This window comes from Sphingomonas sp. SL1004 (assembly GCF_057815015.1).
In genome coordinates this window covers 65,251-88,534 of sequence record NZ_JBYMUX010000001.1, presented here as the reverse complement: position 1 = coordinate 88,534, position 23,284 = coordinate 65,251, and the positions used below count along the sequence as shown (strand labels likewise).

Sequence of the window (23,284 nt, the reverse complement as noted above, 5' to 3'; positions counted from 1 at the left end):
CGCAGCGTCAATCTGTTAAACGGGCGGCGGACGCGCTATCCCGTCGGGCTACGCACGAACCACCTGAAAGACCAGTACATGATTCGCGACGACATCAAGGCTGCGCAGCTGACCGCCATGAAGGCCGGCGACAAGCAGAGCCGCAACGCTATCTCGTTGATCCAGGCCGCGATCAAGAACCGCGACATCGAGGCGCGCACCGGCAAGGCGCCCGAGAGCGACGACGCGCTGGTGGTCGAAGTGCTGCAAAAGATGGTGAAGCAGCGCCGCGAGTCGATCGAGATGTTTTCGAAGGGCGGCCGCCAGGAGCTCGCCGATGCGGAGACGGCGGAGGTCGCCGTGATTGAGCGCTTCCTGCCGCAGCAGATGAGCGAGGCGGAAACATCGGCGGCGATCGAGGCGATCAAGGCGGAACTCGGCGCGACCGGCATGAAGGACATGGGCCGCGTGATGGCCGAGCTGAAGGCACGCCACGCCAGCGAGCTGGACATGAGCAAGGCAAGCGGTCTGGTAAAGGCAGCGCTGTCGTAAATGGATGAGCGCGGCCCCCTTCTTCCTCCCCTCCCGCAAGCGGGAGGGGACCGAGGGGTGGGCCCGCGCCATCGTCTGGACCGACCGACAGAGAGGGCACGCGACCTTCGCAACGACGCGACGAACGCCGAGCAGATGCTGTGGCGGCAACTCAAAGGTTCCAGGCTGCAGGACCTCAAATTCAGCCGCCAGATGCCGATCGCCGGGTATTTCGCGGACTTCGTATGCCGCTCGCACAATCTGATCGTGGAGCTAGACGGCAGCCAGCATGTCGAAGGCCAACCTCATGACGACGCCCGCACGAAGCACCTCGAAGCCGCGGGCTACCGCGTCGTTCGCTTCTGGAACAACGATCTGACCTCGAACATGGCCGGCGTATTGGAGACCATTCTGAGCGCTGCGAGCGGAACCGAGCGCGTGCCCACCCCCCAGCCCCCTCCCGCAAGCGGGCGGGGGGGATCTGTCGTGCGCGGGGCGATCTAGTGGCCCTAACCCCGCAATTCCTCGACGAACTCCGCGCCCGCACCTCGCTCAGCGCGCTCGTCGGCAAGACCACCAAGCTCACCAAGGCCGGGCGCGAGCACAAGGGCTGCTGCCCGTTCCATAATGAGAAGACGCCATCATTCTACGTTAATGACGACAAAGGCTTCTACCATTGCTTCGGTTGCTCCGCGCACGGCGACGCGATCAAGTGGATGACCGACCAGCGCGGTCTCCCCTTCATGGATGCCGTGAAGGAGCTCGCGCAGGCCGCCGGGATGGACATGCCCGCGATGGACCGCCAGTCCGCCGCCAAGGCCGAGCGCGCCAAGGGCCTGCACGAGGTCATGTCGGATGCCGCCGACTGGTTCGTCGAACAACTCAACGGCCTCCCCGGCACCGACGCCCGCGCGCTCCTCGACCGTCGCGGGATCAAGCCCGAGACGGCGCGCGCGTTCGGCATGGGGTTCGCCCCCGACAGCCGCGGCAAGCTCAAGACCGCGCTGAAGGACTACGGCGACCCGATGCTGGTCGAGTCCGGCATGCTCATCAATGTCGAGGGCAAGGACCCGTACGACCGGTTCCGCGGCCGCCTGATGATCCCGATCCGCGACCCCCGCGGCCGGACGATCGCGTTCGGCGGGCGCGTGCTCGACGGCGGCGAGCCCAAATACCTCAATTCCCCCGACACGCCGCTCTTCGACAAGGGCCGCACGCTCTACAATCTCGACAAGGCCGCCCCCGCCTCGCGCAAATCGGGCCGCGTGCTGGTGGTCGAGGGCTATATGGACGTCATCGCGCTGGCCCAGGCTGGCTTCGGCGAAGCGGTCGCCCCGCTCGGCACGGCGCTCACCGAAGCCCAACTCGAACGACTGTGGCGGATGGTCGACGTGCCGCTGCTCTGCTTCGACGGCGACGGCGCCGGCCAGAAGGCGTCGCTCCGGGCCGCCCACCGCGCGCTCCCGCTACTCGCGCCCGGTCGCAGCCTCGCCTTCGTCACCCTCCCGCAAGGCCAGGACCCCGACGATCTCGTCCGCGCCGGCGGTCCCGCCGCGTTCGAGGCGTTGCTGAAAACCCCCGAACAGCTCGTCGACCGGCTCTGGGCATCCGAAGTCGCCGCCGAGGCGCTCGACACCCCCGAACAGCGCGCCGGCCTCAAGCGCCGCCTCCACGAACTTGCGGAAGGCATCGCCGACCCCTCTGTGAAGCAGCAATATCACGCCGAGTTCAAGAACCGCTTCTATGAGCATTTCAAACCCGTCCGCGCCCCCTTCGTGCCCCGCGGCGAGAAACCGAAAGGCGGCTGGAAGCCCCCCGCCGCGCCCGTCACCGAAGACGCGAAGGCCTTCCTCGCGACCGGCATCGACCGCGTCCTGGCGAAGGCGGTGCTCGCCGGCCTGATCCGCCACCCGGTCGAGATCGCGCGTCACATGGAGGTGCTCGGCTCGCTCCAAATGATCGACGGCGCGCTCGGGCGATTGTTCGAAGCGGTCGTAGATGTTGCACTTGAGGACCAGAAGCTTGATAGCGGGCGCTTGCTCACCATATTGGCGAGGTCCGGTTTCAATTCAGTCGCGAGTGACCTGTTGAGAGCCGATACGATGCCCTATTCGTTCACGCAGACCACGGCCGATCCAGCCCGCGTCCGTGCCGACCTCGACGAGGCGATCGCGATCATGGTCGCCCGCCCTGAGGTAGACGCGGCACTCAAGCAGGCGACCGCGGCGATGCAGACGCACTTCACCGAAGATGCGTTCGAACGACAAGTGGCTATGGTAAGAGAGAAACAGGCGTTGGAAGTCCGACTTGCAAATCTTGTACAGTCGAACGAAGACGCCCGAGCGTTGGGTACCGAGGGCGATTGATGGCTAAGGCGAACATGGCGGAACCCGCCGAGACGAACGAAACCGGCGATGCGCCGCTGATCGACATGAACGATGCGTCGATCAAGAAGGTCATCGCGCGCGCCAAGAAGCGCGGCTACATCACCTATGAGCAGCTCAACGAAGCGCTGCCGCAGGGCGAGATGTCGTCAGACCAGATCGAGGACATCAGCGCCGCGCTGAGCGAGATGGGCATCAACATCGTCGAGAACGACGAAGCCGGCGAGGACGGCGAGACCGAGCCCGCCAAGGACGACGAGGACGAGCCGGAGGCCGCCGACGCGGATGCCGACACAGGCCCCGCGATCGAGAAGAAGAAAGAGACCATCGATCGCACCGACGATCCGGTCCGCATGTACCTGCGCGAGATGGGTGCGGTCGAGCTGCTCAGCCGCGAGGGCGAGATCGCGATCGCCAAGCGGATCGAGGCGGGTCGCGACACGATGATCCTGGGCCTGTGCGAATCGCCGATCACCTTCAACGCGATCATCGACTGGTCGACCGCGCTGAACGAGGGCACGATGCAGCTGCGCGAGATCATGGATCTCGACGCGATGCTGTCGAAGGACCCCGCCCCCGAAGCAATGGCGGAGGACGGCGAGGCCGACGACGGCGAGATCAGCGAAAAGAACGCCGGCCCGTCGTTCAAGGAAGAGGCCGAGCCCGAAGAGCCGTCCGCCGACGAGGACGAGGACGGCGAGCGCCGTGCCCCGCGCGCATCGGACGACGAGGAGGAGGACAACACCCTCAGCCTCGCGCAGATGGAGGAACAGCTCAAGCCGATCGCGCTCGAGCGGTTCGCCAGCATCACCGCGCTCTACAAGAAGTTCAGCAAGATCCAGCAGTCGCGCGTCGACGCGATGGGCATCGGCGGCGATTTCTCCGCGGCCGACGAGCGCAAGTATCAGAAGCTGCGCGAGGAACTCACGGCGGAAGTAGAGAGCGTCCAGTTCCACAATGCCAAGATCGAATATCTGGTCGATCAGCTCTATGCCTATAACCGTCGCCTGACCGCGCTGGGCGGTCAGATGCTGCGCCTCGCCGAGCGCCACAAGGTGCCGCGCAAGGACTTCCTCGATCGCTATATCGGTCACGAGATCGACGAGAACTGGCTGACGACGGTCAACAAGGTCGACAAGAAGTGGACCGCGTTCGTCGCCAACGAGGGCGAGGCGGTCGAGCGCATCCGCGCCGAGATCGCCGACATCACGCAGCAGACCGGTATGGCGCTCACCGAGTTCCGCCGGATCGTCAACATGGTCCAGAAGGGCGAGCGCGAGGCGCGTATCGCCAAGAAGGAGATGGTCGAGGCGAACCTGCGGCTGGTGATCTCGATCGCCAAGAAATACACGAACCGCGGCCTGCAGTTCCTGGATCTCATCCAGGAGGGCAATATCGGCCTGATGAAGGCGGTCGACAAGTTCGAGTATCGCCGCGGCTACAAGTTCAGCACCTATGCGACGTGGTGGATTCGCCAGGCGATCACCCGCTCGATCGCGGATCAGGCGCGGACCATCCGTATCCCGGTCCACATGATCGAGACGATCAACAAGCTGGTCCGCACCAGCCGCCAGTTCCTCCACGAGCAGGGCCGCGAACCGACCCCGGAGGAGATGGCCGAACGCCTCTCCATGCCGCTGGAGAAGGTGCGCAAGGTGATGAAGATCGCCAAGGAACCGATCAGCCTCGAAACGCCGATCGGCGACGAGGAGGATTCGCATCTCGGCGACTTCATCGAGGACAAGAACGCGATCATCCCGGTGGATGCCGCGATCCAGGCGAACTTGAAGGAGACGGTCACGCGGGTGCTCGCTTCTTTGACACCACGCGAAGAGCGCGTGCTGCGCATGCGCTTCGGCATCGGCATGAACACCGACCACACGCTCGAGGAAGTCGGCCAGCAATTCTCGGTGACCCGCGAGCGCATCCGCCAGATCGAGGCGAAGGCGCTGCGGAAGCTGAAGCATCCGTCGCGTAGCCGGAAGATGCGGAGCTTCCTCGACCAGTAAGGGGCGCGGAATTTCTGATCGAACGAACGGGCCGCGGTGGAAACACCGCGGCCCTTTTTTGTTATTTAATTAAGCACCTCCGATATGACATATCAACCTCAGATTTGGTTGACAGCGATTCCAATAAGTCATGCCCAAACATAAGATTCTCTCATAGCAAATTGCTACTGATCATATAGTTAAGTCTGTGAAAACGGGGGATGCATTATATGAGCGTGATCCAGTTCGAGATTGCGTCCGAACGAGGCGGCAAAAAAGAGTTCAACGATCTTGCCGAAGCTGTTCTTTGGTCACAGCGCCAGCGAGAGGCATGGGACAAAGAATATCACGAAATAATTAGCACAGATCCGAATCACCCGTTTGCTAGAGCACGCGCGGCTTGGGATAGGGTTGCTGATGACCTTAAAACGAACCATCAGAAAGGGCTGCCAGTTGCGCTGACAATCAGCGATTCTGACGAACTAATTGCCGATCAATCGCCAGTGTTCGTTGCCTTAAGCTGGGCATCAAGACAACTCAGCGCTCAAGGAATTCTCGCGGCCGCGGCAGTCGCTGGCCTATCAGGAACACGTATTAACTGGGCCGATACCAACCAAGTGAATGCTGTATTTTTATACGAGCGCTCGCTCAATCAGATATTGGAAGCGACCGCAGATAACTCAATTTATCAAATTCAGAGTAAAGCCAAGGACGCCGAAGATCGCCTTTCACTTGTTCACGAAAGCGTGATCAAAGTTGAGGGGCTGATCGCCCAGATGACTAATGCGGCCAATCATGGAGAATCGAACGGCCGGGAGCGCTTATCCGCACTGGAGGCGACAATCGGAGCAGCTGAGTTTAGCACAAATACGCAGCTTAGTGATCTTGATCAAAAGGTCAGCAGCATTTCATCGCGAGCCGCCGCCGCGATAGACGACCTCACGCTATCATCGCGAGAGACAATCGAAAACTGGTTTAAGGCGTTTAAGGAACAACGCCAGTTGGAAGCACCGGTTGCACTTTGGGAAGGGCGAGCAGCAACTCATGAGAGGACACTTACATCCCGGAAATGGTGGATGATCGGGGTCGGTACAATCGGCTTAGTTGGGGCATGTGGCGTTGCGCTAGCGGCGTTCGAAGGCGCTCACCATGTATTTAGCGCTGCTGTCATTCCAAATAAAGATGGAAGCTTTTCTAATATCAACGGTATGCGCGCATCTTTCCACTTCGAGTTGCTCCTCGCATCAGCGGGTACACTTCTCTATCTTACTATGTATCTTTGGACGATGCGACTGTTGGTCCGGCTTTACACGACCGAGCATCATTTAGCGATTGATGCTAAAGGACGGTCCGCGCTGACAGAGACATACCTTTCCCTTACTAAAGAAGGTGCCGCAACCGACGCAGATCGAGCAATTATGTTGGCGGTAATTTTTAGGCCGGTCGCTGATGGAATGGTGAAGGAAGATGGACCACCCGCTATCTCGCCCGCTGCTCTAATCGCAACCTTAGCAAGTGGAACGGGCAAGCCGGGCTAGGCAACAATGCGGGTCAACACGTTATAAGCTCCGCCTTTGGGTGCCCGCTCCTTAGGAAGATTACGATCGAAGCCGATCGACAATCCCTCTAAAGCCCCGCCATGCCCCGCGTGATCCTGTTCAACAAACCGTACGACGTGCTCAGCCAGTTCACCGACGTGAACAGCCCGACCCCGCGTGCGACGCTGTCGCAGTTCGTCGATGTGCCGGGCGTCTATCCGGCGGGGCGGCTCGACCGCGATAGCGAAGGGCTGTTGCTGCTGACCGACGACGGTCGCCTCCAGGCGCGGATCGCGGACCCGAAGTTCAAGCTGGCCAAGACCTATCTCGTGCAGGTCGAGGGCGATGCCGGCGAGGACGCGCTCGATCGGTTGCGGAGCGGCGTCGTGCTGAAGGACGGCCCTGCCCGCGCCGATGTCGAGCGGATCGCCGCGCCCGACCTCTGGCCGCGCGTGCCGCCGATCCGGGTCCGCGCGAGCATCCCCGATTGCTGGCTGAAGATAACGATCCGCGAAGGCCGCAACCGCCAAGTCCGCCGCATGACCGCCGCGATCGACCACCCCACGCTGCGGCTGGTCCGGTGGAGCATCGGCGACTGGACCGTGGCGGGTCTGGAGCCCGGCACGTGGCGCGACGCCTGACGGATGCTTGAGGCGGGCTGGCGGCGGTCTGCAGGCCACCCGAGACGCGTACGCTCCTGAGGTACGCCCATCAGACGGGCAGCGTTCATTATTACAGGCTGAGGGCCTCCCCACCCACGCCGTCATCCTGACGAAAGTCAGGACCTAGAGCCAAGCAGCGCGGCGTTCGTGATCCTGGGTCCTGACTTTCGTCAGGATGACGGAGAAGGGCATGTTCACGCGAAGGCGCTAAGGCGCGAAGAGAAGCAGCTTATTTAGCGCACTTGCCCGGTCTTCTCTTCGCGCCTTAGCGCCTTCGCGTGAATCCATTCTTTGAGCTACGCTCCGTGGCGCAATGTGATCGTAAGTCCCGAGGATAGCGTTCCCCGCCCGCGCGGGGAGTGCGTTGCGTGACGCGCCGAAATTGCATGGTGGCCCGACGAAAACTCCCTCCCCTTCAGGGGAGGGTCGGGGTGGGGCATGTCCACGCGAGCGCGCTCCATGTGGCAAAGCCTCGTACGGTCCATACAGAGACCATCCCGATCCGCCAGCAAGACGTGTTTCCCCGCGAAGGCGGGGACCCAGACTGGGCTCCCGCCTTCGCGGGAGAACAAGGAAGCGGGAGCGCAAGAACAAGGACGCGGAAGTCGGCCTGCGAAGGAACGCGCGCGCCTGTCCGACCCGACAACCACCTCCGACGCCCAGGGCGGAGAGATCGCAGACACCACGGCCGCCGCTGGCCGACGTGCTAATCCGCTGTCCTACACGCGCCTCGGAGCGCACCCTCAGCGGATGCCCAACCCCGCCTATCCCGCATACATCACCTCGGCCCAAAACGCCCCTATCGACCCCCAATATCGGGCGATGTGCAGAACGCTGTGAGACTGTGAACTTCGTGCACTTCCGCACTGCAGCATCGGCGCAAGACACTGATTTCAGGCGCACAACGAAAAAGGGCGCGGGGACCATCGCCCCCGCGCCCTTTTTCAACTCTAGCAGGCTCCGATTACTCGGCGGCTGCGGTGCCCTTGGCAGGGCGCATGTCGCGACGCTCGGCGATACGCGCTGCCTTGCCGGTGCGGCCACGCAGGTAATACAGTTTGGCGCGACGCACGGCGCCCTTGCGGACGACTTCGATCGAATCGACGTTCGGCGAGTAGAGCGGGAAGACGCGCTCGACGCCCTCGCCGAAGCTCATCTTACGCACGGTGAAGTTCGAGCCCATGCCCTTGTTCGAGCGCGCGATGCACACGCCCTCGTAGTTCTGAATACGCGTGCGCTCGCCTTCGACGACCTTCACGCCAACCTTCAGCGTGTCGCCGGGGCGGAAATCGGGGATCGTCTTGTTGGCCAGGAACTTCGCGATGTTCTCGGCTTCGATCGTCTGCAACAGGTTCATGTCTCGTCCTCGTGTCGCTGCGCGCCAGAGGGCGACTGGACCCGAACGCCCTCATGGCGCTCCCAAAGGTCCGGTCGCCGTGACCGTGTATCGATCTCCGCGCGGCGTTTGCGCCATGCAGCGATCTTCGCGTGATCCCCCGATCGCAGCACCTGCGGGATCGCGCGCCCTTCCCATATCTGAGGTCGGGTATAGTGCGGATATTCGAGCAGCCCCGTTTCGAAGCTCTCGTCATCCCCACTAGAAGCCGCGCCCATTACGCCGGGCAGCAGCCGAATGCAAGCATCGAGCAGCACCAGCGCGCCCATCTCGCCACCCGACAGGATGTAGTCGCCGATCGAGACTTCCTCGATCTCCCGCGCCTCGAACAGGCGTTCGTCGAACCCCTCGAACCGGCCGCAAAGAATGGTGACGCCGGGGCCCTGTGCGAGTTCGCGAACCCGCTCCTGGGTCAGCGGCTTTCCCCGAGGCGTCATCGCCAGCACCGGCCGCCCATCCGCAACGCTGTCGATCGCGGAGGCCACCACGTCGGCCCTGAGCACCATCCCGGCCCCGCCCCCCGCCGGCGTATCGTCCACCGACTTGTGCTTGTCGGTCGCAAAGTCCCGGATCTGCACCGGCGAGCAGGACCACCGCCCCTCCCCGAGCGCGCGGCCGGCAAGCGACGTCCCCAGCGGCCCCGGAAACATCTCCGGATACAGCGTCAATATCGTGGCAGCGAAAGTCACAGCGTCCAATTCTCTATGCGAAGGCCGGGCACGTCGGCGAAGTCGCGTTCGTTGTTGGTGATCAGGGTCATATCGAGCGACAGGGCGTGGGCCGCAATCAGCCGATCGAAACTTCCGCGCCTGAAGGGCAACTGCGCATACTGCCGGGCCGACAGCTCATTGAAGGGCAGCACGGGCACCCACCGGCTGAACGCGTCGATCGCGGACATCGGTGGCAGCTTGCCTTGCCAGCTACCGATCGCCAGTTCGGCGAAGACGACAGCGGACATCCCCAGCTCGCCCTCGTCGCATTGCTCGACGCGGCTTCGGAGGCGCGGAACGTTACCGCCGAGCAACAGGATGCAGATATTGGTATCGAGCAGATATTTCATAGCTCATCGGACCGTCCCGGCCAGGACGGATCGTCCCAGGGACGCGGCGAGGGTTCGAAAACCCGATCCTCGCGGTCGATGAGCTTGAGGCCGGGGATCGAGCCGTAGATGCCCGTGAGATCGATTTTTCTGGGCAACGGGGAATAGGGTTCGACGATGAACTTGCCGCTGTCCTCGCGCACGGTCATTTCAGCGCCCTCCGCAATGCCAAGGGCTTTCGGCAAGCGCAGCGCGACGGAGTTGCCGGACTTGAAGACCTTCGCGCGATATTCCTTACCCATTCCAGCCTCCGTATGCACATGCCGTATATACCAGAACGGAATGAGGAACAATTACGCCTGCGAAACGCTCGCGAGGCATGGACGATTGCATCATCATCGGCGCCGGACCGGCAGGACTGACCGCGGCGATCTATCTCGCGCGGTTCCACCTCTCGATCCGGCTGTTCGATTGCGGCAGCAGTCGCGCGGCGCTGATCCCGTGTACGCATAACCATGCAGGGTATCCCGAAGGCATCCGCGGAACCGATCTTCTCGCACGGATGCTGGCGCAGGCCGAGACTTACGGTGCGGTGCGCGAGGGTGTGCGGGTCGACGCGATCGAGGTGGATGACGACGGCTTCACCGTGCGGCTGGGCGATCGTCGCGCGCGGGCACGGAGCGTATTGCTCGCCACCGGAGTCGTGAACAACCGCCCCGACATGCCGGATGCGCTTCACGACGAGGCGCTGGAGGCTGGATTACTGCGCTACTGCCCAATCTGCGACGGCTATGAGGTCACCGACAAGCGCGTCGGCGTCATCGGTACCGGCGACCACGGCATGCGTGAGGCGCTGTTTCTTCGAGGCTACACCAAGGATGTGACGCTGATCGCACCCGAGGGTGGCCACGACCTCGATCCCGCGTGCGAAGCGGCACTCGACGATGCCGGCATAGTCCGAATCGGAGGCCCCTGCGGCACCTATGCGATCGAGGACGGCAAGCTCGCCCTAGACACGGTCGAGGGCCGGCTGGCGTTCGACAGCGTCTATCCCGCGCTCGGCTCGGTCATCCGCTCCGAACTGGCGGTCGCGGCGGGTGCGCGCGCGTCGGACGATGGCTGCCTTGAGGTCGACTCGCATCAACGTACGTCGATCCCCGGCCTGTTCGCGGCTGGAGACGTGATAAAAGGTCTCGATCAAATCAGCCACGCAATGGGCGAGGCAGGCGTCGCGGCCACCACCATCCGCAACATGCTTGCTGAGCAACGCCCTTTACGTCGGTAGTCGCTACTTAACCTGTTTCCCCGCAAAGGCGGGGACCCAGTCTGGGCTCCCGCCTTCGCGGGAGAACAAGGAAACGTCAGTTGAGGTTTACTCGATCGTGAAAGACGCTTCCACGACGAGCCGCTCGGCATTCCACTCCGGCACCGCTTCGACGCGCATCGGCACCATGAAGCGCTTGCCGGGCTTATCGTCCACCGAAAGGCGTTCGATCTCGATCACGTCGCCCGCGCCGAAATTGTCGATCGCGACCACGCGCCCAATCGCCTCGCCATTCGTCGAAACGACGTCGAGACCGATCAGATCGGTGTGATAATATTCGTCGTCTGCCAACGGCGGCAGCGACGACCGCGGCACTGTCAGTTCGGTGCCACGCATCGCTTCGGCCGCATTCCGGTCGGCAACCTCGGCAAACCGCGCGATCATGCCATTGTTGCCGTTACGCGCGGATTTCAGCGACAGCGCGCCGTTGTTGAAGCTCTTATAGCTCCCGAAATTCTCGGCAAAGACCTTCAGCCGCACTTCGCCACCGATGCCGTGCGCACCGATGACGACCGCGAGCGTCACCTCATCCTTGCGCCGAACCGCCTTCTCAGCCTTCGGCTGAGCCTGGGTCGCGACCGGGGGTGTCGTCGGATCCTTCGGCGGGGTCTTCGGCGGAGACGCCTTTGTTGGTGGCATCTTCGATGTCCTCGGGTGCGGGGGCTGTGCGGGGGTCGGATTCGGGGGCCATCATGCGCTCCTGTTCGGGGTTACCGACAAGAGAACGCATGAACGGCCGATCGGGTGCGGCTGGCGACCCGGGATCGACGCGGGAGATGCCTTCCGCCTGTCGTCACGCCGGACCTGCTCCGGCATGACGAAGAAAGGGCGGAGCAATCAAGCCCCGCCCCCGTATCTTACGAAGCGCTGGTTGCGTCTTCGATTTCGGCAGCAGCGACCTGCTCGGTCTCTTCGTTGCTACCGGTCGCAGGTGCTGCCTTTGCAGCAGCTTCAGCCTCGGCAGCTTCAGCCGCCTTGGTCGCACGCTCTTCGGCGCGCTCGGTGGCCTTCTCGCCGGGCTTGCCCTTGTTCGGGTTGTTGCGCGCCGAACGCTCGAGCACGCCAGCCTGGTCGAGGAAGCGCGCGACGCGGTCGGTCGGCTGCGCGCCAACGCTCAGCCAATGCTTCGCGCGATCGGCGTCGAGCTGCACGCGCTGCTCGTTGTCCTTGGCGAGGAGCGGGTTGTAGTTGCCGATCTTCTCGATGAAGCGGCCGTCACGCGGCGAACGCGCATCGGCAACGACGATCTTGTAGTAAGGACGCTTCTTGGAGCCACCGCGCGCGAGGCGAATGTTGATTGCCATGATATTTTCCTTCGTTTTCTAGATAGATCCCCGAGCGAAAGCCGAGGTGTCGTGGTTGGATAAAGAGGTTATTTCTTCTTCAGAAAATCGTCGAAACCGGCAGGCATCTGCGGCATCTTGGGGCCACCAAGCCCCGGTAGACCACCGCCACCGCCGGGCAGGCCGCCAGCACCGGCCTTGTTGAGCATGTCGCCCATCTGCGGCCCGCCGATCGCGTTGCCGATGCCGCCAAGACCACCGCCCATGCCGCCCTTGCCGAGCATTGCCATCATGCCCTTCATGCCGCCCATCTTCTTGATCTTCTTCATGGCGGTCGACATTTCGAGGTGCATTTTCAGCAGCTTGTTAACCTCCTGGACGGTCGTCCCGGATCCCTTGGCGATGCGGATCTTGCGCTTGGCGTTGATCAGTTCGGGCTTGTTGCGCTCCTTGATCGTCATCGAACCGATCATCGCGTCCATGTGCACCAGCACCTTTTCGCCACCGACCGACGCGACCGCGCCCTGCGCCTTCTTCATGCCGGGGATCATCCCGGCCAGCGCGCCGAGCCCGCCCATCCGCTGCATCTGCGCGAGCTGGGCACGCAGGTCGTTCATGTCGAACTGACCCTTGGCCATCTTGGCGGCCATCCGCTCGGCGTCTTCTGCCTGGATCGACTCCGCAGCGCGTTCGACCAAGCTGACGACGTCGCCCATGCCGAGGATGCGACCGGCAACGCGCTCCGGATGGAACGCCTCGAGCGCATCGAGCTTCTCGCCGGTACCCGCGAACTTGATCGGCTTGCCGGTGACCGCGCGCATCGACAGCGCCGCGCCGCCGCGCGCATCGCCGTCCATGCGGGTCAGCACGATACCCGTCAGCGGCACCTGATCGCTGAAGTTCTGCGCGACGTTGACCGCATCCTGGCCGGTCAGCGAGTCGACGACAAGCAGGATCTCGGCCGGGTTCGCGACGTCGGCGACCGCCTTCATCTCGTCCATCAACGCCTGGTCGACATGGAGTCGACCCGCGGTGTCGAGCATCAGGACATCATAGCCCTGGAGCTTGGCCGCCTGCATTGCGCGGCGAGCGATATCGACCGGCTGCTGCCCCTGCACGATCGGCAGCGTAGCGACGTCGATCTGCGTGCCGAGCGTCGCCAGCTGCTCCTGCGCGTTCGGTCGATTGACGTCGAGCGACGCCATCAGCACCTTCTTGCGCTCGCGACCGGCCTGTCCGAAATTGGCCTGCCCTGCCGCAAGCCGCTTGGCGATCTTGGCGGTGGTGGTCGTCTTGCCCGAGCCCTGGAGGCCGACCATCATGATGACCGCCGGCGGCGTGACGCCCAGCTCGAGCTCAACGGCATCCGAGCCAAGCATCTCAACCAGCGCATCGCTGACGATCTTGACGACCTGCTGCCCCGGCGTGACCGAGCGCAGGACGTTCTGGCCGATCGCCTTCTCAGTCGCCTTCTCGACGAACTCGCGTGCGACAGGCAGCGCGACGTCGGCTTCGAGCAGCGCCACGCGCACTTCGCGCATAGCGGCGCGCACGTCCGCTTCGGTCAGCGCACCCCGGCCGCGAAGGCGGTCGAAGACGCCGCCAAGTCGATCGCTCAGGCTTTCGAACATCGAAATACTCCAAATCACCGTGACAAAACGCAAAAGCGCCGGCGGGCGAAACCTCACCGGCCAGCGTGCATCCTTGGATGCTCGTCCAATGCGCTCCGTAACGGAACGTGGGGCGCCACCTACTGGAATGCGGCCAGAGATGCAAGATAGGTCGAGTGGAGCAACCTGACGGTATCTCTCCCCTCCTTGTTCTCCCGCAAAGACGGGAGCCCAGACTGGGTCCCCGCCTTTGCGGGGAAACACGCTGTTATCGATTCTGAGTACGCAACCAATCGCACCGGTGCCACTCCCTGCCCCGCGCCGACGCCTCCTTAACATCTCCTACACCTGTCGCATGCCACACCGGCAGCCAATCAACGACCGGACACCCCCATGACCGCAAAGTCGGTGGCGACGCGCGCGCCCCGCAACATCAGTCGGGAATTCATGACCGGCGCCGTCACCGGCGCCGCAATGCTGCTGTTCGTCGGCACCGGCGGCACGGTCCTGGTCAAGGCGTTGGCAAATTTGCACGGCAGCACCGCGGTCATCGACCGCACGCTGATCGCGGCGATGCTGCTGAACGTCGCGCTGATCCTGTTCGGCTGGTTCCGCTACCGCGCGCTCGCCGAGGAATTGAGCGACCTGACCGAAGCCGGCCACCGCGCACAGGCTCTCGCGCAACGCGATCCGCTCACCGGCTTCCTCAACCGCCGCACCTTGTCCGAGGACGGCGCGACGTTGTTCGCCAGCGCCCGCCGCCGCGGCAAGGCGATGGCCATGCTGACGATCGACGTGGATCACTTCAAGAGCGTCAACGACCTGCACGGCTATGCAGTCGGCGACCTGCTGCTCGCGTATGTCGCCGAGACGATCGCGGCGATCGCACCGGGCACCAGCCTGCTCGCGCGCCTGGGCGAGGACGAGTTCGCCTGCGCGTTCGTATTCGATTCCGCGCACAAGAACGTCGCCGATCGGATCGCTGAGCGGATGGTCGCGGCGCTCGCACTGCCGTTCCGCAGCAACGGCGCCGATATTCACACCAGCGTGTCGATTGGCATCGCGCGCTCCGATGGCGACTGCGGTTCGATCGACACACTATTGCGCAACGCCGATATCGCGCTCCACGCCGCCAAGACCGCCGGACGCAGCCGCCACGCGTGGTTCGATCGCTCGATGGAGCGCTCGCTGCAATTGCGCGGCGAACTCGAGACGGGTCTGCGCAACGCGATTCCGAACCACGAGGTCGTCCCCTATTTCGAACAGCAGGTCGACCTGGCCACCGGCCGGATCACCGGCTTCGAGGTCCTCGCGCGCTGGGAACATCCGACCAAGGGCATCATCGCACCCGACGTGTTCATCCCCATCGCCGAGGAAATCGGCCTGATCGGCGACCTCTCGCTGTCGATCATGCACCAGGCGTTCACCGCAGCGCGGGACTGGGACGCCGGGCTCACCCTCTCGGTCAACGTCTCCCCGCTGCAGCTACGCGACGCGTGGCTCGCGCAGAAGATCATCAAGACGCTGGTCGAGACGGGCTTTCCCGCGAGCCGGCTCGAGATCGAGATCACCGAGAGCGCGCTGTTCGACAATCTCCCGCTCGCCCAGTCGATCGTCGGGAGCCTGAAGAACCAGGGCATCCGCCTCGCGCTCGACGATTTCGGCACCGGTTATTCGAGCCTTGCGCATCTGCGGGCGCTGCCGTTCGATCGGATCAAGATCGACAAGAGCTTCGTCACCTCGATCCTGGACAATCCGGAGAGCATGGCGATCGTGAACACGATCGCGCGGCTGGGGGACAGTCTCAACCTGCCGACCACCGCGGAGGGAATCGAGGACGCCGCGATTGAGGAACGCTTGCGCGGCATGGGGTGCGCCAAGGGCCAAGGCTATCTGTACGGCCGACCGCTGGGTGCAGCGCAGGTCCGGAGGTTGCTCGCGGAGAAACGATTGCTGGCGCAGCGGCCGGATCGCGACGTGCCACCGCCCCGCGGGATTGCATCGCGGTTGGCGGGCTAACCGCGAGCACGTTCTTACCGCCCCCCCCCCCACCCCGGCGAAGGCCGGGGCCCAATTGGGGAACGTTGCTAACTACGGACGGCCCGCGGTTACTGCGACCGGTCCAATTGGGCCCCGGCCTTCGCCGGGGTGGTGTGCGATGAAATACGGAGCACCAACAATACCCCCGTTCTCTCGCGAACGCGGGAGCCCAGGACCAAGCAGCGCTCCGGTTGGTCTTCTTCCCCCCCCCCCACCTTTGTGGGGAAACAAGATATCGGACGCACCACCCCCTGCAACACCAACCGTGGACTTCCCCCCCAGCCCCTCCTAAATCGCGCCCCATGCCATCTGCCCCGCAGCCAGAGGTCATCAGCCTCGGCTGCCGCCTCAACATCGCCGAAAGCGAGACCATCCGCGCGCTCGTCGCCGGGCGGGACATGGTCGTGGTCAACAGTTGCGCGGTCACCAACGCCGCCGTGAAGGCCACGCGCGTCGCGATCCGCCGCGCCAAGCGCGACCGGCCGAACGCGCAGATCGTCGTCACCGGATGCGCTGCGCAGATCGATCCGGCCAGCTTCGCCGCGATGCCCGAAGTCGACCGCGTCATCGGCAACGCCGACAAGCTCACGTCGCAAGCCTGGCAGACCGACGCCCCGGTCGTCGTCTCCGACATCATGCAGGTCCGGGAAACCGCGCCTCACCTCGCCGCCAGCTTTTCCGCGCACGCCCGCGCGTTCGTCGAGGTCCAGAACGGCTGCGACCACCGCTGCACCTTCTGCGCGATCCCGTTCGGCCGCGGCCCCAGTCGCTCGGTCCCCGCCGGCGCGGTCGTCGATCGTATCGCGGGCCTCGTCGACGCAGGCCACCGCGAGATCGTCCTCACCGGTGTCGACCTCACCAGTTACGGGCCCGACCTCCCCGGCGCACCGACGCTCGGCCACCTCGTGGAACGCATCCTGCATCACGTCCCGAAGCTCGAACGCCTGCGCCTGTCCTCGCTCGACGGCATCGAGATCGACGACCGCCTCTTCGCGCTGCTCACGACCGAAGCGCGCATCATGCCGCACGTTCACCTCTCGCTCCAGGCCGGCGATGACATGATCCTCAAACGGATGAAGCGCCGCCACTCGCGTGCCGAAAGCGTTGCGCTGGTCGACCGCCTCAAGACCGCGCGCCCCGACATCGCGATCGGCGCGGACCTGATCGCCGGTTTCCCGACCGAGGATGCGGCGATGTTCGCGAACACGCTCGCGCTGATCGACGACTGCCACATCGTCCACCCGCACATCTTCCCCTATTCACCCCGCGCCGGCACCCCCGCCGCCCGCATGCCGCAGGTCGAGCCCGAAGTCCGCCGCCAGCGCGCCGCCCTCCTCCGCGAGGCTGGCGAAACGGCACGCGCGCGGTGGCTGCAAAAGCTGGTCGGCACTTCGCAAGACGTGCTCGTCGAACGCCCCGGCGACCGCGGCCATATCGGCAATTTCGCCGAAGTCGCACTGGACGAACCCGCCATACCCGGCGACATCGTCCGCATCACGATCACCGGCGCCACCTCCGACCGCCTCAGCGCAACACGAGAACCATCATGAGCACCACCCCAACCTGGCACGACAAGCTGATCGGCGGCTTCAAGCGCACCTCCGACCGGCTCGTCGGCAACCTCGCCGGTCTCAGCGGCGCACGGCTCGACAACGCGACGCTCGACGACATCGAGGAGGCGTTGATCGCCTCCGATCTGGGCCCCGAGACCGCCGGTCGCATTCGCCACCGTCTTTCCGAGGGCAGCTTCGAGCGCAACATGGAGGAGCTCGGCATCCGCGTGATCGTCGCCGAAGAGGTCGAGAAGGTGCTCGCCAAGGTCGCCAAGCCGATCGAGATCGACGCCTTCCCGCGCCCGCAGGTTATCCTGGTCATCGGCGTCAACGGCTCGGGCAAGACCACCACCATCGCCAAGCTCGCGCATCTGCTGATGGAGCAGGATTACGGCGTGATGCTGGCCGCCGGCGACACCTTCCGCGCCGCCGCGATCGGCCAGCTCCGCACCTGGGCCGAGCGCGTCGGCGTGCCGATCGTCACCGGTCCCGAGGGCGGCGACGCGGCGGGCGTGGTGTGGGACGCGGTCAAGAAGGCGACCGAGACCGGCATCGACGTGCTGATCGTCGACACCGCCGGCCGCCTCCAGAACAAGCGCGAGCTGATGGACGAACTGGCCAAGATCCGCCGCGTCCTCGGCCGCATCAACCCCGAGAGCCCGCACGACATCGTCCTGGTGCTCGACGCCACCACCGGCCAGAACGCGCTCCAGCAGATCGAGGTCTTCAAGGAGGTTGCGGGCGTCACCGGCCTGGTGATGACCAAGCTTGACGGCACCGCGCGCGGCGGCGTTCTGGTGGCAGCAGCCGAGAAATACGGCCTGCCGATCCACGCGATCGGCATCGGCGAGGGCATGACGGATCTGCGCCCGTTCGACGCGAACGAGGTGAGCCGGATCATCGCGGGTGTGGAGAGCGTTCGGAAGTAATCTCTCCCTCCGTTCGCCCTGCGCCCCTCTTTTCCGTTCGTCCTGAGCGTAGTCGAAGGACCGGCCCGTTTGTGGCATGCCCTTCGACTACGCTCAGGACGAACGGTAGTCTGGATTGATCTCGTGACCCCCACCAAGCCCCCCCTATCCCCCGGTCTCCGCATGGCGATCGACTACGGCCCGCTCGCGATCTTCTTCGCGGTGAACTTCCTCACACCCGGCCTGCCGATCGTCCGCGTGATCACCGCGACTACCGCGTTCATCATCGCCACCATCGCCGCGATGATCGTGTCGAAGCTCAAGACCGGCCATATCTCGCCGATGCTGTGGCTGTCGGGTGCGCTGATCGTCGTGTTCGGAGGCCTGACGATCTATTTCCACGACCAGCGCTTCATCCAGATGAAGCCGACCATCATCTACGCGATGTTCGCCGCCATCCTGCTATTCGGACTGCTGACCGGCCGTCCTTTGCTCCAGACGCTGCTGGAAAGCGCCTATCCCGGGCTCACCGCGGAAGGCTGGCACAAGCTGACGCGCAACTGGGTGGTCTTCTTCATCTTCATGGCGGCGCTCAACGAATTCGTCTGGCGCTATACGCTCGCACATTGGGGCAAGGATGCCGGCTGGGATTTCTGGGTCGGCTTCAAGCTCTGGGGCGCGATCCCGCTGACGCTGATCTTCGCATTCGCCAACATTCCGATGCTGCTGAAGCACGGATTGCAAACGGGCGACAAGGCCGTCACCGACCCGCCGCCCGAAGAATAAATTCTATAATCGTCATCCCAGCGAAAGCTGGGCTCTCCCCGTTTCAGCCGAGCCGACCGCCAACGGGGATACCCCAGCTTTCGCTGGGGTGACGGATCCTACCGAAAGCTCAGCCGGCGACCTTCGCGTAACGCTCGCCGACCACGTCCCAGTTCACGATGTCCCACCAAGCCTTCAGATAGCCCGGACGATCGTTCTTGTACGTCAGGTAATAGGCGTGCTCCCAGACGTCGTTGCCGAGCAGCGGCGTGCCGGGCTCCTTGGCGTCGTCCATGAGCGGGTTGTCCTGGTTCGGCGTGCTGGTCACCTTCAGCTTGCCGCTGTCGTCCGCGATCAGCCACGCCCAGCCCGAGCCGAACTGCCCCGCACCCTTGGTGTTGAACTCGTCCTTCAGCTTGTCGAGGCTGCCGAAGTCGCGATCGATCGCCTCGGCGAGCTTGCCCGACGGTGCCTGGCCGCTCTTGGCTGCCATCGTCTTCCAGAAGAAGTCGTGGTTCCAGAAGCCGCCGCCATTGTTGCGCACCAGCGGCGGCTGCGACGAGATCATGCCGAGAATGTCCTCGATCGACTTGCCTGCGAGCGCAGAGTCCTTCTCGACGCCTTCGTTCAGCTTCGCGGTGTACGCCGCGTGATGCTTGTCGTGATGAAACTTCATCGTTTCCTGGTCGATCACCGGCTCGAGCGCGTCATAGGCGTAAGGCAGCGGTGGGAGTTCGAAAGCCATGGGGTTTCTCCTTTATGGGGTCGGACGCTCAACGCCCGCACAGCGCAAATGCTCCCCGTCATCTCGTTACGCAAGCGTACCCGTCGGCAGTTTTTGTCGAGCCGCCTTGCACCGCGCTGCGCGACCGTCGCTGCCCGCCAATCATTAACGCGCTGTTCGCACACCTAATTTATGTTGGTTGCGACACCGGTAAGAGATTCGACATGCAACGACTTCTATACATCAGCACCGCCCGCGCGATCATCACGCAGGATGTGATCGACGATATCCTCCGCGTCTCCCGCCGCAACAACGCCGCCGTAGGCGTCACCGGGCTGCTGATCGTCGGCGGCAAGCGGTTCCTGCAGGTGCTCGAGGGCACCGATCTCGCCGTCGCGCAGACCTTCGACCGGATTCAGCGCGACCCACGGCATTTCGCGATGGTCTCGCTCGCGCGGCAGACGATCACCGAACGCAGCTTCGGGTCCTGGTCGATGGGCTATCAGGCCGGCGGAAACGCGACCTTGGGGGATTCCACCGCGGCGATGGCCGCTTTGATCGCCCCGATCGACGACCCCATGCTGCGCGGCTATTTCACCGGTTTCGTCGATCTCCACATGAAAGCCGCCTAGCGCTCAATAGACGGGCTGCGGCGGATCGAAGATCACCGGCGGGCCGCCCGGCTTGCGCTGCGTCGGGCCCATCTTGAAGAATACGCGGTCGACGCAGCCGGTATAGCCGGTCGCCGACGGCACGCGCTTGGCCGTCGTGATGATCCGTATCGCCTGCGCGCCGAACTCGTCGGATGGTTGCGTCGCGAGAACACGGACGTTGCCGGTAGCCCCCCAGGGCGCGACATCGTAGCCGATCATCGCCCATCCCTCGATCCCGCGACGGCGGAAATTGTCGGGATAGGTCAGCGTCGGCGAGACCGCCCATTCCGCCCGTGCGGGACAGGTCGCGTCGGCCGGCCTGAAGCTCGCCTCCTCCGGCATCGGCGGCGGTGGGACCGTCCCCGCACCGATCCAATAGGGGTATTGGCACCCTGTTCTCGCGCCGGCAGCGAAGCGGGACTCCGCGACCGCCTTGAGCGATGCCGCGTCCAGCGACGCATTGCCGTTGCCCGCCACCGGCTTCAGGCGGACCGGCGTGCCGTTCTCGTCGATATCGAAGCCGATCATGCTCCAGCTCTGACGCCCAGGCTGTCGCGGCAGGGCGTCGAAATCGGGAAAGGCCCGGTTGCGGACCTGCGGCACCGGATCGAAACAGGTCGAGCCGGCCGGCTTCACCCGCGCCCAGATTTCGGGCGTTGGGTGCTGCTGCGGAAACATCGTATAGGCCATCAAAAGGGCGATCGGGGCGCTCGCGATCGGCTGCGCGTCCGGAACATACGTCAGGCTGCACGCGGTTCGGGGACTATTCGGAGCGAATTGCGCGACCGCCAATGCAGGCGCTAGGTCGCCACCGGTCGCCACATAGTCCATCGCCAAGCGCTTGATATCGATCGGACGCCCGACCGGATCGATCGTGAACCCAAACTCGACCGACTTCATGGCGGAGGTCGGCGCTGCCCAGTTCAGGATCGGCATGACCGCCGGCTGACGAACGAACGCAACCGGCACGCCGGCGCAGCGCACCTCGCGCGCATTCCATGTCACGAGGACCTGCCGGTACTGCGGCGCTCCGGCAGAGAGCCTTGGGCCGGATGGGACGCTGCCGACGACGATAGGCGGCACCTGCGTGTCTGGAACGACCGCATACGCGGTCGCGGCGGGACCGCCGATCAGTATCGATAGGGCCAACCGGGACATACCCATCGCGTATCCTCCAAACCGCAAATACCGCCGCTGATACGGGCATCGTGCCGCACGATCATGACCGCTGCAAGTCACGCCGCGGTCTTGCCATACTCCTGGCGAGTGACGGGATGGCTCGACGACAGCCCGCCATCGACCGCGATCGCCTGGCCGTTGACGTAGCTGGCGTCGTCGGAGGCGAGGAACAGCGCGACTTTGGCGAGCTCCTCCGGCTGCGCGCCGCGGTGGAGCGGGTTGAGGCGGCCGACGCGGTCCATCTTGTTGACATCGCGCGCATAGTCGAACACCGGCTTGGTCATGCCGGTCTCGGTCAGCCCGGGACAGATCGCGTTGACGCGGACGTTCGAGCCGGTGAGTTGCTGCGCCGAGACGGCAGCGAGGTTGATGACCCCGGCCTTCGACGCGGAATAGGCAGGCGAGCCTGCGCCGGAGCGGATCCCCGCGACGCTGGCGGTAAGGACTATGGCGCCCTTCCCGCGCTCGGCGATGCGCGGCGCGGCGTGCTTGATCGCTAGGAACGGACCGATCAGGTTGACCCGCAGCACCTCGGTGATCAGCGCGACGTCGGTGTCGAACAGGTTCGCCATGCCGCCGGAGATGCCGGCGTTGGCGAACATGATGTCGAGCCCGCCGAAGCTGTCGCAGGCCAGCGCGATCGTGCGGATCACGTCGTCTTCGAGCCCTGCGTCCATGCGGATCGCCTTGGCGGTGCCGCCAGCCTCGCCGATGAGCCGCGCGGTCTCGTCCGCCCCCTCGGTTTTGTCAGCAACGATGACGTTGCCGCCCTCGGCTGCAAACAGTAGCGCGGCGGCGCGGCCTATGCCGGAGCCTGCGCCGGTGACAATGATCGATTTGTCCGTAAAGCGCATCGCATGGTCCTTCGGTTAGATCGTGACGCCGCCGTCGATGACCATCGTCTGGCCGGTCATGAAATTGCTGGCCGATGACGCGAGGAAGACGACCGCGCCCGCGATCTCCTCAGGTTCACCGATGCGGCGGAGAGGCACGCTTGTGTTCGCCGCCTCGATCCGCTGCGGGTCCTCCCAAAGCGCCCGCGCGAAGTCGGTCTTGATCAGCCCCGGCGCGATGCAGTTGACGCGAACGTTGGACGGGCCGAACTCGACCGCGAGGTTGCGCGCGAGTTGCATGTCGGCGGCCTTGCTTATGCAGTACGCGCCGATCACCGGCGAGCCGCGCAGCCCGCCGATCGACGAGATGATGACGATGCTGCCGCTCCGGCGCTCCAGCATCTCGGGCGCGACCATCTGGATCAGCCAGTGGTTGGAGACGATGTTGTTGTCGAGGATCTTCCGGAACTGGTCGTCGGCGATGCCGGCTTGTGGGCCGTAATAGGGGTTCGAGGCGGCGTTGCAGACGAGGATGTCGATGCGGCCGAGCTGGGCGCGGGTCTGGTCGACGAGGTGCTGGAGGGCGGCCTTGTCGGAGATGCTCGCGGCGATGGCGATCGCGGTACCGTCGCCGTGCTTCGCGTTCAGATCCGCGGCGACGGTGTCGCAGGCGTCCTGCTTGCGGCTGGAAATGACGATCTTCGCGCCGTGTTCTGCAAGTTCCCGCGCGGAGGCCAAGCCGATGCCGCGCGAGGAGCCGGTGACGATGGCGACCATCCCGGTCAGGTCGAATTGCGACATTCTTGCTTCTCCCCTCCCGCATGCGGGAGGGGCCGGGGGTGGGCGCCCGGCCTTCCACACACGGTGTACGACATGGTGAGCGCGAGCCCACCCC

General features: G+C 64.4%; 23 protein-coding genes. 12 read left to right on the top strand and 11 right to left on the bottom strand.

The window, feature by feature from the left end:
- Positions 1–78 precede the first annotated feature (78 nt).
- The 6 genes from AC3D24_RS00470 (at position 79) to AC3D24_RS00445 (ending at position 7,061) form a co-directional block, all read left to right on the top strand.
- Entirely contained in the window at positions 79–531 is a 453-nt protein-coding gene (locus AC3D24_RS00470; RefSeq protein ID WP_107952276.1) for a GatB/YqeY domain-containing protein, read from the top strand.
- Between the two features lie 57 nt (positions 532–588).
- On the top strand, positions 589–1,014 hold the full coding sequence (locus AC3D24_RS00465; RefSeq protein ID WP_489027238.1) for an endonuclease domain-containing protein: 426 nt from the start codon (positions 589–591) through the stop codon (positions 1,012–1,014).
- Positions 1,014–2,876 (top strand): DNA primase, encoded by a 1,863-nt coding sequence (gene dnaG / locus AC3D24_RS00460; protein WP_489027236.1) that lies wholly within the window; start codon positions 1,014–1,016, stop codon positions 2,874–2,876. Before AC3D24_RS00465 ends, dnaG begins: the two co-directional genes overlap by 1 nt.
- Positions 2,876–4,903, top strand: a complete 2,028-nt coding sequence (gene rpoD, locus AC3D24_RS00455; protein WP_056051057.1) for an RNA polymerase sigma factor RpoD — start codon at positions 2,876–2,878, stop codon at positions 4,901–4,903. Before dnaG ends, rpoD begins: the two co-directional genes overlap by 1 nt.
- Before the next feature lie 209 nt (positions 4,904–5,112).
- On the top strand, positions 5,113–6,420 hold the full coding sequence (locus AC3D24_RS00450) for a DUF6161 domain-containing protein (protein WP_489027234.1): 1,308 nt from the start codon (positions 5,113–5,115) through the stop codon (positions 6,418–6,420).
- Positions 6,421–6,521: 101 nt separating this feature from the next.
- Positions 6,522–7,061, top strand: coding sequence for a pseudouridine synthase (locus AC3D24_RS00445; protein ID WP_489027233.1), 540 nt, complete (start codon positions 6,522–6,524; stop codon positions 7,059–7,061).
- Between the two features lie 985 nt (positions 7,062–8,046).
- Here AC3D24_RS00445 and rplS read toward each other — a convergent pair.
- From rplS to AC3D24_RS00425, 4 genes are read right to left on the bottom strand one after another with little or no spacing between them, the layout of a single operon-like run.
- Positions 8,047–8,439, bottom strand: coding sequence for a 50S ribosomal protein L19 (gene rplS / locus AC3D24_RS00440; protein WP_031395442.1), 393 nt, complete (start codon positions 8,437–8,439; stop codon positions 8,047–8,049).
- Positions 8,436–9,167: a tRNA (guanosine(37)-N1)-methyltransferase TrmD gene (trmD, locus tag AC3D24_RS00435; RefSeq protein WP_426280847.1), complete on the bottom strand. Its 732-nt coding sequence runs from the start codon at positions 9,165–9,167 to the stop codon at positions 8,436–8,438. The genes rplS and trmD overlap by 4 nt, the downstream gene beginning before the upstream one ends.
- The gene (locus AC3D24_RS00430) at positions 9,164–9,538 is read right to left on the bottom strand and encodes a type II toxin-antitoxin system VapC family toxin (RefSeq protein ID WP_489027230.1); all 375 of its coding nucleotides are present in this window, start codon (positions 9,536–9,538) and stop codon (positions 9,164–9,166) included. The genes trmD and AC3D24_RS00430 overlap by 4 nt, the downstream gene beginning before the upstream one ends.
- The gene (locus tag AC3D24_RS00425; RefSeq protein ID WP_489027228.1) at positions 9,535–9,819 is read right to left on the bottom strand and encodes an AbrB/MazE/SpoVT family DNA-binding domain-containing protein; all 285 of its coding nucleotides are present in this window, start codon (positions 9,817–9,819) and stop codon (positions 9,535–9,537) included. The genes AC3D24_RS00430 and AC3D24_RS00425 overlap by 4 nt, the downstream gene beginning before the upstream one ends.
- Before the next feature lie 77 nt (positions 9,820–9,896).
- On the opposite strand from AC3D24_RS00425, the gene AC3D24_RS00420 reads away from it, so the two are divergent.
- Complete coding sequence (locus tag AC3D24_RS00420; protein ID WP_489027226.1) at positions 9,897–10,802, top strand: NAD(P)/FAD-dependent oxidoreductase; 906 nt, start codon at positions 9,897–9,899, stop codon at positions 10,800–10,802.
- Positions 10,803–10,889: 87 nt separating this feature from the next.
- Here the strand turns inward: AC3D24_RS00420 and rimM are convergent, their stop codons facing one another.
- The 3 genes from rimM to ffh form a co-directional block, all read right to left on the bottom strand.
- On the bottom strand, positions 10,890–11,480 hold the full coding sequence (gene rimM / locus AC3D24_RS00415; protein ID WP_489027224.1) for a ribosome maturation factor RimM: 591 nt from the start codon (positions 11,478–11,480) through the stop codon (positions 10,890–10,892).
- A 218-nt stretch (positions 11,481–11,698) separates the two neighbouring features.
- A complete protein-coding gene (gene rpsP, locus AC3D24_RS00410; RefSeq protein WP_187504196.1) occupies positions 11,699–12,145 on the bottom strand; it encodes a 30S ribosomal protein S16 in 447 nt (148 codons plus the stop codon).
- Between the two features lie 68 nt (positions 12,146–12,213).
- Positions 12,214–13,755 carry a signal recognition particle protein gene (gene ffh / locus AC3D24_RS00405; RefSeq protein ID WP_489027221.1) on the bottom strand — a complete coding sequence of 514 codons (1,542 nt, stop codon included), beginning with the start codon at positions 13,753–13,755 and terminating at the stop codon, positions 12,214–12,216.
- 372 nt (positions 13,756–14,127) lie between these two features.
- Here ffh and AC3D24_RS00400 point away from each other — a divergent pair, with 372 nt between their 5' ends.
- From AC3D24_RS00400 to ispZ, 4 genes are all read left to right on the top strand, one after another.
- Positions 14,128–15,753 carry a putative bifunctional diguanylate cyclase/phosphodiesterase gene (locus AC3D24_RS00400; RefSeq protein ID WP_489027219.1) on the top strand — a complete coding sequence of 542 codons (1,626 nt, stop codon included), beginning with the start codon at positions 14,128–14,130 and terminating at the stop codon, positions 15,751–15,753.
- A 323-nt stretch (positions 15,754–16,076) separates the two neighbouring features.
- Positions 16,077–17,324 carry a tRNA (N(6)-L-threonylcarbamoyladenosine(37)-C(2))-methylthiotransferase MtaB gene (gene mtaB / locus AC3D24_RS00395; protein ID WP_489027217.1) on the top strand — a complete coding sequence of 416 codons (1,248 nt, stop codon included), beginning with the start codon at positions 16,077–16,079 and terminating at the stop codon, positions 17,322–17,324.
- Positions 17,321–18,256, top strand: a complete 936-nt coding sequence (ftsY, locus tag AC3D24_RS00390; RefSeq protein WP_489027215.1) for a signal recognition particle-docking protein FtsY — start codon at positions 17,321–17,323, stop codon at positions 18,254–18,256. Before mtaB ends, ftsY begins: the two co-directional genes overlap by 4 nt.
- Positions 18,257–18,418: 162 nt before the next feature.
- On the top strand, positions 18,419–19,021 hold the full coding sequence (gene ispZ / locus AC3D24_RS00385; protein ID WP_489027213.1) for a septation protein IspZ: 603 nt from the start codon (positions 18,419–18,421) through the stop codon (positions 19,019–19,021).
- Positions 19,022–19,130: 109 nt separating this feature from the next.
- Here ispZ and AC3D24_RS00380 read toward each other — a convergent pair whose 3' ends face one another.
- Entirely contained in the window at positions 19,131–19,745 is a 615-nt protein-coding gene (locus AC3D24_RS00380; protein ID WP_489027211.1) for a superoxide dismutase, read from the bottom strand.
- A gap of 203 nt (positions 19,746–19,948) precedes the next feature.
- Between AC3D24_RS00380 and AC3D24_RS00375 the strand changes: the two genes are divergently transcribed.
- Positions 19,949–20,356: a BLUF domain-containing protein gene (locus AC3D24_RS00375; protein ID WP_489027209.1), complete on the top strand. Its 408-nt coding sequence runs from the start codon at positions 19,949–19,951 to the stop codon at positions 20,354–20,356.
- A 3-nt stretch (positions 20,357–20,359) separates the two neighbouring features.
- Here AC3D24_RS00375 and AC3D24_RS00370 read toward each other — a convergent pair whose 3' ends face one another.
- From AC3D24_RS00370 to AC3D24_RS00360, 3 genes are all read right to left on the bottom strand, one after another.
- Positions 20,360–21,541 carry an energy transducer TonB gene (locus AC3D24_RS00370; protein WP_489027207.1) on the bottom strand — a complete coding sequence of 394 codons (1,182 nt, stop codon included), beginning with the start codon at positions 21,539–21,541 and terminating at the stop codon, positions 20,360–20,362.
- 71 nt (positions 21,542–21,612) lie between these two features.
- Complete coding sequence (locus tag AC3D24_RS00365) at positions 21,613–22,410, bottom strand: SDR family NAD(P)-dependent oxidoreductase (RefSeq protein ID WP_489027205.1); 798 nt, start codon at positions 22,408–22,410, stop codon at positions 21,613–21,615.
- A 15-nt stretch (positions 22,411–22,425) separates the two neighbouring features.
- Positions 22,426–23,190 (bottom strand): SDR family oxidoreductase, encoded by a 765-nt coding sequence (locus tag AC3D24_RS00360; RefSeq protein ID WP_489027203.1) that lies wholly within the window; start codon positions 23,188–23,190, stop codon positions 22,426–22,428.
- Positions 23,191–23,284 lie beyond the last annotated feature (94 nt).

Bases quoted from the DNA above. Each gene is read 5' to 3' on its own strand.
- AC3D24_RS00470 (WP_107952276.1), top strand. From the start codon at position 79: ATGATTCGCGACGACATCAAGGCTGCGCAGCTGACCGCCATGAAGGCC.
- rpoD (WP_056051057.1), top strand. From the start codon at position 2,876: ATGGCTAAGGCGAACATGGCGGAACCCGCCGAGACGAACGAAACCGGC.
- AC3D24_RS00450 (WP_489027234.1), top strand. From the start codon at position 5,113: ATGAGCGTGATCCAGTTCGAGATTGCGTCCGAACGAGGCGGCAAAAAA.
- AC3D24_RS00445 (WP_489027233.1), top strand. From the start codon at position 6,522: ATGCCCCGCGTGATCCTGTTCAACAAACCGTACGACGTGCTCAGCCAG.
- rplS (WP_031395442.1), bottom strand. From the start codon at position 8,439: ATGAACCTGTTGCAGACGATCGAAGCCGAGAACATCGCGAAGTTCCTG.
- AC3D24_RS00430 (WP_489027230.1), bottom strand. From the start codon at position 9,538: ATGAAATATCTGCTCGATACCAATATCTGCATCCTGTTGCTCGGCGGT.
- AC3D24_RS00425 (WP_489027228.1), bottom strand. From the start codon at position 9,819: ATGGGTAAGGAATATCGCGCGAAGGTCTTCAAGTCCGGCAACTCCGTC.
- AC3D24_RS00420 (WP_489027226.1), top strand. From the start codon at position 9,897: ATGGACGATTGCATCATCATCGGCGCCGGACCGGCAGGACTGACCGCG.
- rimM (WP_489027224.1), bottom strand. From the start codon at position 11,480: ATGCCACCAACAAAGGCGTCTCCGCCGAAGACCCCGCCGAAGGATCCG.
- rpsP (WP_187504196.1), bottom strand. From the start codon at position 12,145: ATGGCAATCAACATTCGCCTCGCGCGCGGTGGCTCCAAGAAGCGTCCT.
- ffh (WP_489027221.1), bottom strand. From the start codon at position 13,755: ATGTTCGAAAGCCTGAGCGATCGACTTGGCGGCGTCTTCGACCGCCTT.
- AC3D24_RS00400 (WP_489027219.1), top strand. From the start codon at position 14,128: ATGACCGCAAAGTCGGTGGCGACGCGCGCGCCCCGCAACATCAGTCGG.
- mtaB (WP_489027217.1), top strand. From the start codon at position 16,077: ATGCCATCTGCCCCGCAGCCAGAGGTCATCAGCCTCGGCTGCCGCCTC.
- ftsY (WP_489027215.1), top strand. From the start codon at position 17,321: ATGAGCACCACCCCAACCTGGCACGACAAGCTGATCGGCGGCTTCAAG.
- ispZ (WP_489027213.1), top strand. From the start codon at position 18,419: ATGGCGATCGACTACGGCCCGCTCGCGATCTTCTTCGCGGTGAACTTC.
- AC3D24_RS00380 (WP_489027211.1), bottom strand. From the start codon at position 19,745: ATGGCTTTCGAACTCCCACCGCTGCCTTACGCCTATGACGCGCTCGAG.
- AC3D24_RS00375 (WP_489027209.1), top strand. From the start codon at position 19,949: ATGCAACGACTTCTATACATCAGCACCGCCCGCGCGATCATCACGCAG.
- AC3D24_RS00370 (WP_489027207.1), bottom strand. From the start codon at position 21,541: ATGGGTATGTCCCGGTTGGCCCTATCGATACTGATCGGCGGTCCCGCC.
- AC3D24_RS00365 (WP_489027205.1), bottom strand. From the start codon at position 22,410: ATGCGCTTTACGGACAAATCGATCATTGTCACCGGCGCAGGCTCCGGC.
- AC3D24_RS00360 (WP_489027203.1), bottom strand. From the start codon at position 23,190: ATGTCGCAATTCGACCTGACCGGGATGGTCGCCATCGTCACCGGCTCC.